Annotated in this window: 13 protein-coding genes; 4 read left to right on the forward strand and 9 right to left on the reverse strand. The window is 62.6% G+C overall.

Annotation, left to right across the window (positions count from 1 at the left end; all coding sequences use genetic code 11):
* Positions 1 to 478 precede the first annotated feature (478 nt).
* On the reverse strand, positions 479 to 838 hold the full coding sequence (locus GSQ76_RS31165; RefSeq protein ID WP_216851098.1) for a hypothetical protein: 360 nt from the start codon (positions 836 to 838) through the stop codon (positions 479 to 481).
* Positions 839 to 904: 66 nt separating this feature from the next.
* On the opposite strand from GSQ76_RS31165, the gene GSQ76_RS32355 reads away from it, so the two are divergent.
* The 3 genes from GSQ76_RS32355 (at position 905) to GSQ76_RS16525 (ending at position 3,117) form a co-directional block, all read left to right on the forward strand.
* Positions 905 to 1,039 (forward strand): hypothetical protein, encoded by a 135-nt coding sequence (locus GSQ76_RS32355; protein WP_256366991.1) that lies wholly within the window; start codon positions 905 to 907, stop codon positions 1,037 to 1,039.
* Positions 1,040 to 1,491: 452 nt separating this feature from the next.
* Positions 1,492 to 2,376 carry an alpha/beta fold hydrolase gene (locus tag GSQ76_RS16520; protein WP_158745199.1) on the forward strand — a complete coding sequence of 295 codons (885 nt, stop codon included), beginning with the start codon at positions 1,492 to 1,494 and terminating at the stop codon, positions 2,374 to 2,376.
* A 165-nt stretch (positions 2,377 to 2,541) separates the two neighbouring features.
* Positions 2,542 to 3,117 carry a hypothetical protein gene (locus GSQ76_RS16525; RefSeq protein WP_158745201.1) on the forward strand — a complete coding sequence of 192 codons (576 nt, stop codon included), beginning with the start codon at positions 2,542 to 2,544 and terminating at the stop codon, positions 3,115 to 3,117.
* Positions 3,118 to 3,182: 65 nt separating this feature from the next.
* On the opposite strand, the gene GSQ76_RS16530 is transcribed toward GSQ76_RS16525, so the two are convergent.
* Positions 3,183 to 3,341 carry a hypothetical protein gene (locus tag GSQ76_RS16530; protein ID WP_158745203.1) on the reverse strand — a complete coding sequence of 53 codons (159 nt, stop codon included), beginning with the start codon at positions 3,339 to 3,341 and terminating at the stop codon, positions 3,183 to 3,185.
* 183 nt (positions 3,342 to 3,524) lie between these two features.
* On the opposite strand from GSQ76_RS16530, the gene GSQ76_RS16535 reads away from it, so the two are divergent.
* Positions 3,525 to 4,730: an MFS transporter gene (locus GSQ76_RS16535; RefSeq protein ID WP_256366992.1), complete on the forward strand. Its 1,206-nt coding sequence runs from the start codon at positions 3,525 to 3,527 to the stop codon at positions 4,728 to 4,730.
* A gap of 172 nt (positions 4,731 to 4,902) precedes the next feature.
* Here GSQ76_RS16535 and GSQ76_RS16540 read toward each other — a convergent pair whose 3' ends face one another.
* The 7 genes from GSQ76_RS16540 to GSQ76_RS16570 form a co-directional block, all read right to left on the reverse strand.
* Positions 4,903 to 6,336 carry a hypothetical protein gene (locus GSQ76_RS16540; protein WP_158745206.1) on the reverse strand — a complete coding sequence of 478 codons (1,434 nt, stop codon included), beginning with the start codon at positions 6,334 to 6,336 and terminating at the stop codon, positions 4,903 to 4,905.
* 79 nt (positions 6,337 to 6,415) lie between these two features.
* Positions 6,416 to 7,957, reverse strand: coding sequence for an LVIVD repeat-containing protein (locus GSQ76_RS16545; RefSeq protein ID WP_158745208.1), 1,542 nt, complete (start codon positions 7,955 to 7,957; stop codon positions 6,416 to 6,418).
* 65 nt (positions 7,958 to 8,022) lie between these two features.
* Complete coding sequence (locus GSQ76_RS16550) at positions 8,023 to 9,747, reverse strand: CopD family protein (protein ID WP_158745210.1); 1,725 nt, start codon at positions 9,745 to 9,747, stop codon at positions 8,023 to 8,025.
* A 2-nt stretch (positions 9,748 to 9,749) separates the two neighbouring features.
* Entirely contained in the window at positions 9,750 to 10,040 is a 291-nt protein-coding gene (locus tag GSQ76_RS16555; RefSeq protein ID WP_158745212.1) for a copper resistance CopC family protein, read from the reverse strand.
* Between the two features lie 61 nt (positions 10,041 to 10,101).
* Positions 10,102 to 11,742 carry a tannase/feruloyl esterase family alpha/beta hydrolase gene (locus GSQ76_RS16560; RefSeq protein ID WP_158745214.1) on the reverse strand — a complete coding sequence of 547 codons (1,641 nt, stop codon included), beginning with the start codon at positions 11,740 to 11,742 and terminating at the stop codon, positions 10,102 to 10,104.
* A gap of 346 nt (positions 11,743 to 12,088) precedes the next feature.
* Positions 12,089 to 12,763 (reverse strand): MBL fold metallo-hydrolase, encoded by a 675-nt coding sequence (locus GSQ76_RS16565; RefSeq protein WP_158745216.1) that lies wholly within the window; start codon positions 12,761 to 12,763, stop codon positions 12,089 to 12,091.
* Positions 12,764 to 13,018: 255 nt separating this feature from the next.
* Positions 13,019 to 13,420: a hypothetical protein gene (locus GSQ76_RS16570; RefSeq protein WP_158745218.1), complete on the reverse strand. Its 402-nt coding sequence runs from the start codon at positions 13,418 to 13,420 to the stop codon at positions 13,019 to 13,021.
* Positions 13,421 to 13,600 lie beyond the last annotated feature (180 nt).

Here is a 13,600-nt window from a genome sequence, read left to right on the forward strand (position 1 = left end):
TACGGATGGCCCTGGTGTCGATCATCTCACGACGCTACGATACCCCTCCGTGACCGGAGAATCCCATATCCACTAAAACATAGACCCAATTCAGTTATTTCCTGACGGGCCCTAAGCCGCATGGACAGACCTTGAGCCGCGCCATATGCCCGGAGCCCGATTTGGATCAGACGGGTGCTGTTCGAATAAGTCACGTTTCAGGATGGCCACTACCCGCGCTTGCATTCGGACGGATGCTGGCCGACAGCTGCCGGCCAGCTTCTAATCAACGGAGAAGAGAAGCGGACATGCGCCAGCGACGTTAGTATCGGCGACCCGTCAGCCGACCATGGCGCCATTCTGCGGAAGCATCAGTCGAGCCTGGAGCGTGCGTTGATCCTGAAAAGCCGACCTGTTGCAGAGCGGACGGGGTTCGTCGGCGGCACCTAAGGCGAGCGCCCTACTCGCCGCTGGGAGCGTGAGCACCCGGTGCGTTGTGTCAGGTGGCAAGATCTAGCAGCCATCTTCGCAGATTGGCACGTGCCGCTGCATCCAGCCGATGATGGAAGCGCTCTGTGTGAAACAGCCGCTCGCGGCTCAGCATGTTCCGCAGGAACGCCGCCCGGCCAACGCGAAAATTGTTTAGGCCGTGAACAGGGATGTATTCCGCGGCGATGCCCGCTTCATAGACATCGTAGTCGGCGGGCTCGGCGCCGAGTATCGCCATGTCAAGATCGAGAAAGGTAGCTATGTCGTCGCGCAACGCGTCCAGAAAGTCTGGCGGCAGCTCGTGGCTTGCGGTCGCCCGGACCATGCTCTCTGCCGCTCTGACGACCGACGGGCAGGCCAGCCGCTTCATTTCGGCGACAAGCAGGTCGGCGCTGCGAGCCTCGTTGTCGGTCGCGCTCGGGTCGTAAATTGCGTCGTGATACCAAACGGCAAGCTCGACCGCCGCCCTGTCGCCGACATGGCGACACTCATCGGCGAGACCTTCCAGGAGAGCGTCGACATGAGCCTGGCCATGATAGGCCCGGTGCGGTTCGGCGTAGCGTCGTCGTAACCCTGCTAGGCATCCGCTCAGTATTGAGAACATGGGCAGACCCTAACCCATGAACGAACAGGACTAAAGGGCCGTAATCTTGCCGCCAAATTGATGGCGTTTGGCGTTGCCGCCATGAGAGCCGCACGGCCTAGACTCAGGGCTTTCTCGCTATCGTAATGAAAGGGGCGTAGTATTTAGCATCCTGTCGGCTTCGGCCACCGATCCCGCGCAAGCCTGTGCCGCTCGCGTCAACTGGCTTATAGTGGCCGGAAGCGGATGGGCAGTTTCAGGGCGGTGTACGTAAGATAGCTGCCTTTCATCTCATCTTAGTTTGGGTCATTGGCCGGGCCCGACCATACTCAGTCATGACCGGGCAGCAAATGTTCGTTCTTGATTCGTTCGTGGGCATTCGATAGCGTTAGATCACGCATGCGCCGGCGGGCGCATGACCGCCTTGGGAGCCGAGACCTATGCACAAAACGATCCGCACCCCGACGCTGGAAATCGCCTACCTCGAAAGGGGAGCGGCTGATGGGACGCCAATCATCCTGATGCATGGCTGGCCGTCCGACGTGCATGATTGGGACGATGTCGCCCCGCCCCTCGCAGCAGCCGGATACCGCGTACTGGTGCCCTACCTACGCGGCTACGGACCGACACGCTTCCTTGATCCAGCGACCCCTCGCTCCGGCCAGCAAGCCGCCCTCGGCGCCGATTTGCGCGATTTCATCGACGCGCTCGGTCTGCCGCCTGCCATCCTAGCAGGCTACGATTGGGGCGGTCGCGCCTGTTGCATCACCGCGGCATTCTGGCCGGAAAAAGTGCGGGGGCTGGTCTCGATTACCGGCTACAATATACAGAACATCCCGAAGGCAGGCCTGCCCTCCTTTGCCGACACCGAATACCGGCTTTGGTATCAATGGTATCTCAACACCGACCGAGGCCATGCAGGCTTGATCGAGAACCGCCGCGATTTCTGCAGGCTGCTATGGCGACTCTGGTCGCCCAACTGGAATTTCGACGACGCCACGTTCGAGGCGACTGCCATTAGTTTCGACAACCCCGACTTTGTCGAAGTCACTGTTCAATCCTACCGCCACCGATACGCCAAGGCGCCCGGTGATCCGCTGCTCGAGCCATTGGAGGATCGCCTCGCGGTGCAACCGTCGATCTCCGTGCCGACGATTAACCTGCATGGCGCGGCGGATGGCGTTGGACCATCCCACGAGTCGGATCATGACGGACGGCATTTCACCGGAGGCTATGAGCGCCGCATCATCCCGGTTGCTGGTCACTTCCTGTCACGTGAGACGCCAGATGCTGTGGTGCAGGCGGTGCTCGACCTGCTGCGCTGACCGCACCGTCATCGCAGCCTCACTTCGTCTTGCCCGGATCTGATCCAGGCCCCTCCGTGTCATCCTGGGCTTGTCCTGCCCGGGGCTGTCCTGGTGGAGTGAGGTTCTTCGACACCGAGCATCAGACCCAGGTATCGCGCGACAATCCCCATCAAGGAGTTATTTATGACCATCGACGCCAACCGCGTGATTCTCACCGGCGAGAATCCGTTCATCCGGCTGGGCAAGGACGCTTCCGGCCCGATCACGACCAGTGCAAGTTTCTGGCGCATCATCTTCTCACCGGCCGGTCCGGGCCATGTGCTCTACATCAAAAGCGAGCTGACTGACGGCACCTGGCATATCTACTCCGACAACATCGCCATGACGCGCTGGCTGCAATCAACCGTGCAGGGGATGCTCAACCCCGAACTCGAGGATCAGAGCATTCCGGTGTCCGACGCCGCATTCAGCAAGTCCGGCGATTACCGCGATTTCTGGAGTGAGCACGTCAGCACCGAGGAAGATGAGTTTGGCCTGACCTGGTACAACACCGGCGAGCCGCTGCTGGTGCACACCCAACCGTTCCAGGACCCGGCCCGTCGCTATGGCGTGTGCACGGTGCTGATCCCGGCGCTCGGGGCTCGGCTGACCCGCAATGGCCGGCAAGCCACCGGCGTGCCGCACCCGGCGCCGCGTGACGGCAGGCCGTTCAGCACCAGTGCGTTGGCGTTCTCGGAAAGCTGGACCGAAAAGTTCTAGCAGACGTCATGAACCAGGCTCTGGCGGCCCCCGACCTGGGAACGGCTGGGCGAGGGAAAGATGCGCTACTCGTCGCGCTGGCAATCTTGGCGTGTAGCACCTCGGGTGAACTCCCGGCTCTCCACCGCGGGCTCCGCCACATTGCTGTTCTGGCGCGCCGCCCGGGCAGCCTGGCGCCGCTGCGCCGTGTGGGCTGGGTCGCTTGGGTCGAAAGCGATAGTCATTCGCCAGTCGTTATCTCTTGCATGGCGAGACGGCCATCTTTGCGCGCTGCTGCAACGATATCCGGCTCACCGCCCGATGGGATGCCGGTCTGCGCTGAGCCTGCCTGCGGACAAGGGCGCCTGTATCTGGGGCCCGCTTGCAGACGCATTCTGCGCATTCCCTCGTTAGGAAAACGATAGATCGTGCTGCTCTTCCGGCCGCTGCGATACCGAGCGGTCTCGCTCCTCTGGGCGGGCCTCTGCCTCTCTGCCATGGGCGATCAACTCTATATCGTCGCTCTAGCCTGGGTCGGCGTAGGCGTATTCGGTCCGGCGGCCGGTTACCTGACCGCGCTGCAAGCCGGCTGCGGGCTGGCGGCGGCCTTGTTCGCTGGGCATTGGGCCGACCGAATCGCCCCCCGCATCGCTATGGCCGGTGCCGACCTCACCCGCGCCTGCATCCTGGCCCTCCTGGTCGCGAACTGGGCGATGGCCGGCCGGCCATCGGCGATCGGCCTGGGCACAGCAATCATCGTCCTGGCGATCGGCGATGCGGTGTTCCGTCCGGCTTTGGCCGCGCTCCTGCCCAGCCTGCTGCCCGATCGCGCCATTCTCCCTGCTGCTAACGCTCTGTTCGACACCACGGACCGGATGGCGCGGCTGATTGGCCCTGGCCTGATCGGTGCGCTGGCGACTGTTTTGCCGGTCATGCATTTCTTCACCCTTGATGCCCTCAGCTTCCTGGTCTCGGCCTGTGCCGTGTGCGCCATTCAGCCGCCGTCAATGCCGGTGCGGCCACTACGCGGCGCGCTGCGGGGCGGGTTCGCCGCGGTGCGGCGGCATAAACTGTTGGGGCTGGCGATCTGCGTGAATGGACCGAATAACGGGTTGTGGTATGCCAGCATGTTCCTTGCGCTGCCCCTGCTGATCGAGCGTACCGGTATCACCGGCCCAGGCGCCTCCGGTCTGGCGGCGTTTGGCTTGTGCATCTCCGCCTATGGCTGCACGAACCTGGCCGCGACCTTGGTCGTCGGGAGCCGCACCTTGCCGAAGCGGCTTGCACCGATGATCTTCGGCAGCAAGGCGTTGACCGGGCTGGGCATCGCATTGCTATCCGTTGGCCCGGCGCTCGGGCTGCCCGGTCTGATGCTGGCCGCTGCTCTTGCGGCCCTAGGCGGCCCTGTCGGCGACATTCCTCTCGCTGTGCTCCGGCAGACCGAACTGCCGCCCGACGAAATCGCCGCCTCGACCCGAGCCTTCATGACGGTGAACTATGCCGGCGCACTGGTCGCGATGCTGCTCGCCCCCAGCATCGCCGCCGCCATGGGCCCGGCCTGGCTAGTCGCCGGCTGCGGCGTCGGTATGATGCTTCTTTCCGCGGGCGCTTTGCTGCGTTTCACGCTTCGCTAGCCGCCGTGTCGGATCGAACGCAGGCGCCGGCGGGGCCCCGTCTAATACAATCATACCAAGCTGGAGACTACTGTGCGCTTGGCATCGAGTTTGGCAGCCTTGCCAGACGAACGGCAGCTTTCGGGTGCGAAGGACTAATGGCTGAACGACGTCAATTGGCGCATTTCTGCCGTCAATGTATCGCGAGCGGAAGGCTCAATACCACTAGTCCGATGACCGTGTATGCAACCATAAGGGCTAGCAAGAGCGCTTCGCTCGCCAACATAGCGCGGCGGCCTGCGACCATGTTGGTGACGACTAGGTGCGCTGCATACACCGACGTCACGTGCCCGGCCAGTATGAGGGCGACCTCGACATGCCACACCTGGCCCATGTCCAGCGGCGGCGGCTCGGCGGTCAAGAGAGCGGGCAATCCGATCATGTTCCAGCCCCAGCCGAACGGGTCAGTGACCAGGAACGGCACAACGGGGATGCTCGACAGGATTGCCGTCCAGTTGTGCGCGAGCATGTAGGCTACCGCGATGGGAACCAATGAAGGCGCGAACCGCGCCGCAAGGTCTAGCAGGCCGATGTGGCGGGGCATCATCATCCGCATCGCCGCAATGACGAGCAGATAAATCGCTAGGTAAACGAACGGTGCAGCGAACAGTCCACCTCGCTGGTAGACGACGTAGCCAGGTGCCAGGAGAGCCTGGGCCCGAGCGAAGTCGCTGCCCCAAAGCGGTTGCAACCAGTGCATCAGGTTGCCCCAATACAGCCCGGCCCAGAAGGAGGTTTGCCATACGCCGTCATACGTGGTCGCCGCCAGCATGAACAAGACGAAGACGATCAGGCTGAGCCGGGCAGATGCTGTTTGCCCACCCTGCGTTTCACGAGCCAACACGCCCGATAGCGCAGCTCGGCGACGCATTTGCCAGCCTGCGATTTGGCGCTCCCAGACAAGTGGCGCCATGGCACCGACGAGGCGGAAGAACAAACTGAACAATTCAGCCCGATCGAACCATACCTCTCGTCCGAACAACGCGACAGCGAACAGGGTGCAAGTGGTGTAACCAAGCAGTGCCCATGCCAGCAGCGCGGGGATTGGGGGAGCCATCAGTTCGAGCCACGCAAGCCCGAGGTAGCATCCAAAGGCCGGCCAGTGACCGAGCCGGTCCGGATAGGACAACAACGGCCGATCGCCGATCCGGAATTGCCGAGCCAAACTCAGCCAAGGATTAGCAAGCGCGAACAAGTCACCGAAGAAAATGGTCAGGCCAGTCAGTACCAACATCAGCAAAGTCCAGATCAGGAACATCGCCGGGTTGGCGATGGGGCTTGGCGTCCCGACGAATCCTACGATGATCGCAAAGCCCAATAAGAACAGGGCGGCGGCGCGAATGGCCGTCACCAGCGCCCCGGGCACTTGCCAGGTGCGCGGCGTCACCCTCGTAGCCACGCCAGCTTGAGCCGGCACGAACAGAAGCACGGCGAAGGTCAAGACCAGCGTGCCTGCGCAGGCATAAACATAGACGGAGAACGGAATTGGCAGGTCGTAGGGCGTCACAACCGAATGCGCCGCCGCCTGCCTTGAAAGCAGGCAGAGGGTGGCCACAAAGACGGCCACCGTCGCTGATAATCGGGCGCAACGTTTCATGACAGTCGGCGCGGCTTATCCCAAACGAGGTAGCCGCGCCGCATCCTGATCACATCGCGTCGTCGCCGGGCTTTGCCGCGAGGAGGTCGGCGCCGACGACGTCCGGATTGGTAAACCGGACGACCTGGAAGCCGTTGTCTTGAGAGGTAAACCAGACCTCCACCTGACCATCCTTGCGCTTAAGGATTCGGAGGAAGGAGGAGGCCCAATCCGCCGTGCGGTTCAGGGTGACCCCACCGCTGCCGGTGAATTTCTGCAGATTGGAGCCCGGCAGATCTTTTGTGCCCTGGGCGGGGGGTTTGTAGTAGGCCACCTCGCGGGGATGGTAAGGATCGCGGATGTCGAAGGCGCGGATCCCGGCTTCGAAAAAGCTGCAGACCATGAGCCGGGCGTCCTGGGCATTATCAACATTGCAGTAATGGCTGTCATAGACGAACGCTGGATTGGTCGCCTCTCCCATCGTCATCGAGCAATAGGAAGGGTCGTCCACCTCCAGCATGATCTTGGCGACCTCCTTCGGGTGCGTCTCGTCGGAGATGTCGATGAGCTTTGGGAAGCCGAAAGGCGGCAGGTTCTGCGCGCAAGAGGCGGCCCGTCCCGCGGCGCCAATGCCGCCAGAGCTCAGCTCCTGGGTGAACACCAGAAAAGGCTTGCCGCCGATCTTGATCGGGAGTGCTGCTTGCGATTGTCCGCCATCCTTCCAAAACAGTGTGCCCACGGTGCGCAATTGAGGGTTGGGTTTGTGCTCGGCGATGTCGCTGGTGTCGAGGATGATGAGACCTTCCGGCCCATAGGAGCTGGAGCCGACGGGAGCGGTGAAATAACCCGGCTGCGGGCTGTACATGCGCGTTCCGTCCGCGTTCGAGCTTGTATCGTGTGGTCGGCCGTTGCCCTCGAACTTCCAGGTGGTTACCAGCTTCGGGTTCGCCGGGTCAGCGGTGTCGACGATGGGCATGGTGCCACCGACGCCACGGAAGCCCTGGGTGATGTAGTAGAACATGCCGTCCTGGGTCCAATTTCCGGCATGACCGTGGCTATCGGGAATTTGCAGCATCGACTTGCGCACGGGATGGCGGCAGTCCGAGACGTCGTAGATCTCAAAGCCGTTACCGGTGCCCGTGCCGTTCTCCGCTTCGGCGGCCCCCAACAGCTTGCGGCCTGGGTTGACGTGTAGCGACTCCCAAGGGTCGCGCATCGTCGGACTGTCGATGTAGTCAATCGGCTTCGGATGAGCAGGATCGGACACGTCGACGACGACCACGCCGGGGTGCGCCTGATGCGTGCCGTTCGCGGTGTCGTAGTAGGCGCAAGTGTCGGACCAGGCGAGCTGCCAGCTTGCGCCCTCACCCTGGGTCTGACCGACGAGTTGCATGTTACAGCTAAAGCCTTGGGCGGTGGCACCACCGAAACGCTCGGCCAGCGTCGAACTGCCCTGCAATCCGGTTTCGGCCCGCGATCCAGGGCCGCAGGTCGCGCGCGGCACCGGCTTCGTCCAAGGCTGAGGCGGATCGTCCGCGGCAAGGGCCGGTGGGATTCCGGCCGCAGTCATCATGAGAACGAACGCACCCAAAGCGGTCCAGCGAACGATCATTCGGTGTCCTTCCCTTTTGGTCGACATCGCTGCGACCTTGGACGCGAGCCTAATATCGAAGTCCGTCAATGCCTATGCCCTGCTGGAACGCTGGCCTGCAGGGGCGGCGCATTTGCGACATCACGCAGCTTCGCCGCCACGGCGTCCGCATTGGCCGGGCTCCAGTAGGCTCGTAGCCAGCCCTGGGCATCGATCAGAAATTCATGCTCCTGTTGGCCCCCCACCAACGCGGCGTAAGCCTGTGCAACGTCGCCGGTCGCCGTGCGGCACGCGTCGTCCGGCCCAGGGGTGCCCGGCAGCAGGACCAAGGCCGCCGAAGGTGATGGAGGTGCTAGTGCGAGCGCCAGCCGCACCATCCGCCCACGCAGCGACGACAGGGTGGTGGTCCGGTTGCGGCACGTGATCGGGAAATCGGGCGCAAGAACGGGCTGTGGCCAATGGCGGTTGGCCGTGAACGCCGTGCCGACATTCAGCGCATGCACGTAAGCGACGAGACTCCAAACCTGGGGCTCCTCCAGCGCTGGGGTGAACCCAGGCATGGCTTGCGTGCCGTCTGGCCCGGCAAGACCATGGGCGATGAACCAGAACAGGTCGCCGTCCGGGTGCTGCAGCACGTGCCCCGCCGTCAGATCAGCGGGTTGCACCGCAAGAGAGGGGGCTAGCGGTCCGTCACCGTGCCCAGACCGTCCGTGGCAGGCTACGCAATTCGAGACGAAAAGTGTGTCACCAGCGACAATCGCCGCGGTGGTGGGCAGTGGCGCGTCAGCGAAGCTCGTGGGGTAAGCCTCGGTGGTGAACAGCTGGAGCTGCGGTAGGCTCCAGGTGGCCAGGATGACGCCTAGGGTGAGGGGGATCAGCCTACGGTGCCTCACCGCGCGGACGAGCAGCGCGATCGCGAGCATTGACCCGACCAGCCCGGCCACGGCACCCCACCGCGCGGCGGGGTCGGCGAGCGGCGCGTCGGTCAGGCGCATCGGGAACGGCCAGACCGCATCGGTGTGAATGCCCGGCAGGCTCTCAGCCAGGGCCGCCGCAAGGAGGACCACCAGCAGGCCGAGTGCCGCTTCCAGGACGATGGCACGGGCGAGCCACTTCGCCCTGGTCGCGAGCAGCGTCCGATTGCAGATGGCCAGGCCAAGCATTGCCGCGAACAGTGCGATTTTTGCCAGCAAAATAAAGCCGTAAGTCGTGCCGAACAGGCCCGCCCATCCACCGGCCAGCCAGCAAAGCTGGACCACGCCCGATGCCGCCAGCATGAGCACCGCGGGTGCGCCGACCCAGGCGAACCGACGTGCGGTTTCTGCCACATCACCACGCAACGCTAATAGCAGTGCGGGCAACCCCCCAAGCCAGACTGCCGCCGCCAGGAGGTGAATCGCCTCCACGGCGGTGCCAATCCCGCCCTGGGTCGCAGTGGCGTGGGTGGCGACGGCATGCAGGGCGATGGGGGCACCCGCTAGCAGAGTGGCGGGGACCCGATGGGCGAAGGCTGAGCAAACAAGCAGGATCAACCCGGCCAGCAACGCCTGTCCGAAACGGGTGTGGAGTGCGACCGTGGGGAGCGTCTCTTGCCAGGCGGCCCAGGTTGGTGTGTCCGCGAGCATGAGGGCCTGCAAGGCGAGCCAGACGAGGCCCGCGGCACCAGCGATGGCCACGCCATACACCGCATAACGCCGTAAGCCCGGCGCGCCACGGGCATAGGTGAGCGACGCCACCGGCGCGCCAAACGCCGCAATGGCACCCGCGACGTATAGTGCCCTGATCAGGGAGGTGACATCGCCGAGGCCCAAAATCACGGCGTGACGGTGAAGCCGACCGTTCCGGTGGTTCGGTGTAGGTCGATCGAGATGACGGTCCAGCGCACCTGATACTGGCCGACGCCAAGGGGGGGCAGGGCCGCGACAAGGCCCGAGGCGTCGTTCGACTGCGGCCGCGGCGGTGTCAAGGCGATAAGGTTGCCCGCGCCGCCTGTCACCTCGACCCGGCTGAATCGTGGTTCGAGCGGTTCGGTGAATTGAAGGACGAGCCTCGCGGGCGGCGTCTTGATCTGCGCGCCATCCGGGGGGTCCGACCGAAGCAACATGGCATGCGCGTCAGCGCCGGCTGGGAGCAGCAGAGCGAATAGCGCCGTCAGAACCCGACGCTTACTTGGCACAGGTGAAGCTGGTCGCATCGTCCATGTTTCCGGTCCCGTTGTATTTCGCGAAGGTTGGGTATTCGCAAAGCGGTCGGGCCCGGCCGGGCTTGCCGTAAGAGTCGGTGATGACAGGCGCATGGGGTGGCGTACCGTTCACCACCCAAGCATCCAGCGCACCCAGTGCGTCCCAGGCCGGCATGAAGGCGAGGCTGTTGCCGCTATGGGCGGTGACGGGCAGCTCGTAGAACTTGAGGAAGCCCGCCACTTGCTCGCGACCCATGCGCTGCCCCACGGCGTCCACATAGCGTTCCGTGCCCTGCGTGGGGATGATCTGGTCGGCCATGCCGTGCAGCAACAAGATCTTGCCGCCATGCCGGGCAAAGGCGGAAAGGTCGGTGTCGCCCAGGTCTGCCATGGAACTTAACGCCTCCAGCCTGTCTTTCCAGCGGCCGGGGTGCTCTGGATCAAACTCCATCAGCTTGGCGTTAGGATCCCGAGCAACGAAGTACTTGAAGAACTGATCAGCGAAGTTTTGCATGAACGGCATGCCCGGCGTGGTTGGGTAGGACGACGCCACCGTCCCAAGCCCTTGGTCAGTGATGTTGCGGGACAGGTCGTCGTTGGTGCGGGAGCCGAGATCGGTGCCCCAGATATTGAAGCCAGGATAGGCATCGTCGCCGAAGGACGTGCCCATGAGGCGGAGAGCCGCGATCTGTGTGTCGGTTAGGCAGGCATCTCCATTACTGCCGGGCTCACAGCGTAACGGCTTACCGTCAAGCTTGGCGGTGGCCGGGTCGAACGCGGACTGACAGGCACGCGCGTTGGCAATGACCCCGTCTGTGGCGCCGTCCAGTCCGTCGCAGGCCGAGATAGCGGCCCGCAGAACAAGCTGGCGTTGCGGCACGGAAGGGTAGGCGCCGGGCCCCAGCAACACACGTGCGACCCGGGTGTGCTGTAAGGCTAGTCGGGTGAAATTCACGGCGGGCCAAAAGATGATGGCCCCGTCCAGATCGGCTGGATTGCGCTGGATCATGCCGAGCGCCTCTTTCCCCCCATTTGAGCTGCCGTGGAAATACACCTTGTCTGCAGGGCGGCCATACCGCGCCGCGATCAAGACGCCAGCCACGTCTCGCGTCTTCTTCAGCGCGTCGTAGGCGTAATTGTGCAACGCCTCGTCATTCAGCGCGAACGAGCCGTCGGTGGAGGCGCCCTGGTGGCCAGAGTCGCTAGCGAAAGTCACGTAGCCACGACCAAGTGGCACGGGGACGTCAGCAGGCTGCAGACGGATCAGGCCCGGTGAGCTCAGCACGGTGCCATTGAAACCGCCGCCGCCATACATGAGCGCCTTGCCGTTCCAGGCGTCGGGCAGGTTCACCTCGAGCTTGATGGGCGGTGCAGTACGGTCAATCGGGTCAATCTCGGCGGTGACGTGGCAGTAGGCGCCGATGGTCCGCGGTGCAGTCCCGGATGCGGCGACTTGAGTGGCGATGGTGACCCGGGCACCAGAGGTCGGAAGGCCGATCGCGGTGGCGGGCAGCGGAACCGAGGCTATCGATGCACAATCGCGAGGGACCGTCTGAGCCTGCACAACCACCGGCAGTGCACTCAGACCTAATAGGATCGCGAGCCGCATTGAGCCATTAAACATCTGACTGCCCTCCTGACTTCACCGTGTTGAGCCGGCTTTCGTGCTGATGTGCTCGCCTTTCAACGGCGGCGTCAATGTCTGAAAACAGGCTTGTGGCGGCATCGATATGGATGGGGTGAGTTAAGCCGATACTCTCGCCGCATTGTAATGGGTCTTAAGGCCAGGCAAGCAAGCAGTGTCATAAGAACGTTTGGCGCAAGGCCGTCAGTTCCGCGGATCGGGGTGGATCTCCAATGAAGGCTGCTGATCTTAGTGATACATTGCGCGACAGTGTATGATTGTATCTTTGACTATCGAGCCTACGTTTTTCTACCTTCAAGCTTGATGCCCGATTGGACATTTCGCCTCATCGGGCCTGCGCCAGCACGATGATCTGTGGCTGCTCAGGTAACTTGCCGGCGTCGATTATCACAGACGCTGCATCTCGATGGTGGACCATACCTTCGGGGTGTCGTTGTAGAAAACTTTCCACGGGCTCAATTCGAAGGACACCCCGTGGGTGCCAATAATGCATCGGAATGATAATACGAGGGGCGATGACGGCAATCGCCTTGTCGAGATCCTCAAGAGCAATCGTCGCATGGGCCCCCGTCAGAGCTAAAAGCACGTCGACCTGCCCCGACAAGCTCTCCAGAACGGATTGCGCGATCGCATTGCCGACGTCCCCCATGTGCAACACTCGCACGCCCCCTAGCTCGACGAGATACATGGCATTTGCATCGGGATCTCGGCCGTAGTCGAACGTCAGACTTTCGCTGGTGGGAAAAGCGCGGATCAGTGCGTCGCGCACCGTAATTCCATCGGGCGGAACGTCCAACAGCGCGTTCACGATGGTTGGCTGACCGCGGACATGGCTCGGATCGGAGTGAAATCGGTCGGTTGCCGAGCTCATAATCACGAGGTCCGCCGGCTCGTCTATTGGAGCGAACCCGGAAACACCAGGCGTGTAAGGGTCGGTGATGATGCTCATTCCTGGCGTCTCCAGCCGGAAGCTCGCATGGGCGTAGAACGACACCTTCATTCAATACGGTCCTTCCAATCCGCGGTCGCGATCATGTCGCGAGGCCAGCGGATCGAAGAGTGAGAGAACAACCATCCGGGCGGCCCAGTCAATCATCTCCCTTTTGGCAGCCGACGAATTGAGGATACCCATGCGCTAGAGGTCCCTGTTCCATGGGTGCCGCGTTTGCTCGAGACAGCGTCATCAGGACGGCTCGTGAGTCAGTAACTCCACGCATTTCTACCCCTATTGGCCGGCTAGAAGGGGAAGCTCGGGTCACTCGTCCTTGAGAAGGCCCCATTTCTTGATTGTTGTATCGTATGCGATTTCCAATGCCGGCGTCGTGCTACCGGGTGGTGCAATTTCTTGGATGGAATAAACAGAACCAGTGGCTGTCTGGATCAGGTCGGCGCCTGGATCGTAGGCGATTAGGTTCGATGTGATCCAGGCGCTGCCATCGCCTCGTAATCCGTGTGCATGCCAAGTGGCCGGCAATCGGGGTCGCTGGACTTCGAGTAAGCTCCAGTAGTCGAGGGATCCGGTCGGCTTGCCGTCAACCAGCCGCCTCAGGCTCAGTAACCGGGTTCTAGGCCGAAAGACCAGCAAAACTCGAACGCCTGGCTTATATTTTGAGGTGCGCATATAGGCTAAGATACCGCGAGAGATCAGTCCGACCAAATGACTGTCCTGAGATGCCACCGGGTATTTGGTAAACGCTTCGGAATGATAGTCAAAGGTGGTCCGCTATAACAAGGTTTGAGCCACCTTTCTCACTCGTCTTTGGTCGCCGCCTGTTCGACTGAGCTGGAAGGACTGGCACGTCCACACCTTTGCCGGCTTTTTCTTCCCGCCGGTAAA

It is taken from the genome of Acidisphaera sp. L21, from assembly GCF_009765685.1.
Taxonomy (GTDB): Bacteria; Pseudomonadota; Alphaproteobacteria; order Acetobacterales; family Acetobacteraceae; genus LMUY01.

Excerpts from the sequence above, each read along its gene's own strand:
- GSQ76_RS31165 (WP_216851098.1), bottom strand. The coding sequence starts at position 838 with ATGAAGCGGCTGGCCTGCCCGTCGGTCGTCAGAGCGGCAGAGAGCATG.
- GSQ76_RS16520 (WP_158745199.1), top strand. The coding sequence starts at position 1,492 with ATGCACAAAACGATCCGCACCCCGACGCTGGAAATCGCCTACCTCGAA.
- GSQ76_RS16525 (WP_158745201.1), top strand. The coding sequence starts at position 2,542 with ATGACCATCGACGCCAACCGCGTGATTCTCACCGGCGAGAATCCGTTC.
- GSQ76_RS16530 (WP_158745203.1), bottom strand. The coding sequence starts at position 3,341 with ATGACTATCGCTTTCGACCCAAGCGACCCAGCCCACACGGCGCAGCGG.
- GSQ76_RS16545 (WP_158745208.1), bottom strand. The coding sequence starts at position 7,957 with ATGATCGTTCGCTGGACCGCTTTGGGTGCGTTCGTTCTCATGATGACT.
- GSQ76_RS16555 (WP_158745212.1), bottom strand. The coding sequence starts at position 10,040 with ATGTTGCTTCGGTCGGACCCCCCGGATGGCGCGCAGATCAAGACGCCG.
- GSQ76_RS16560 (WP_158745214.1), bottom strand. The coding sequence starts at position 11,742 with ATGTTTAATGGCTCAATGCGGCTCGCGATCCTATTAGGTCTGAGTGCA.
- GSQ76_RS16565 (WP_158745216.1), bottom strand. The coding sequence starts at position 12,763 with ATGAAGGTGTCGTTCTACGCCCATGCGAGCTTCCGGCTGGAGACGCCA.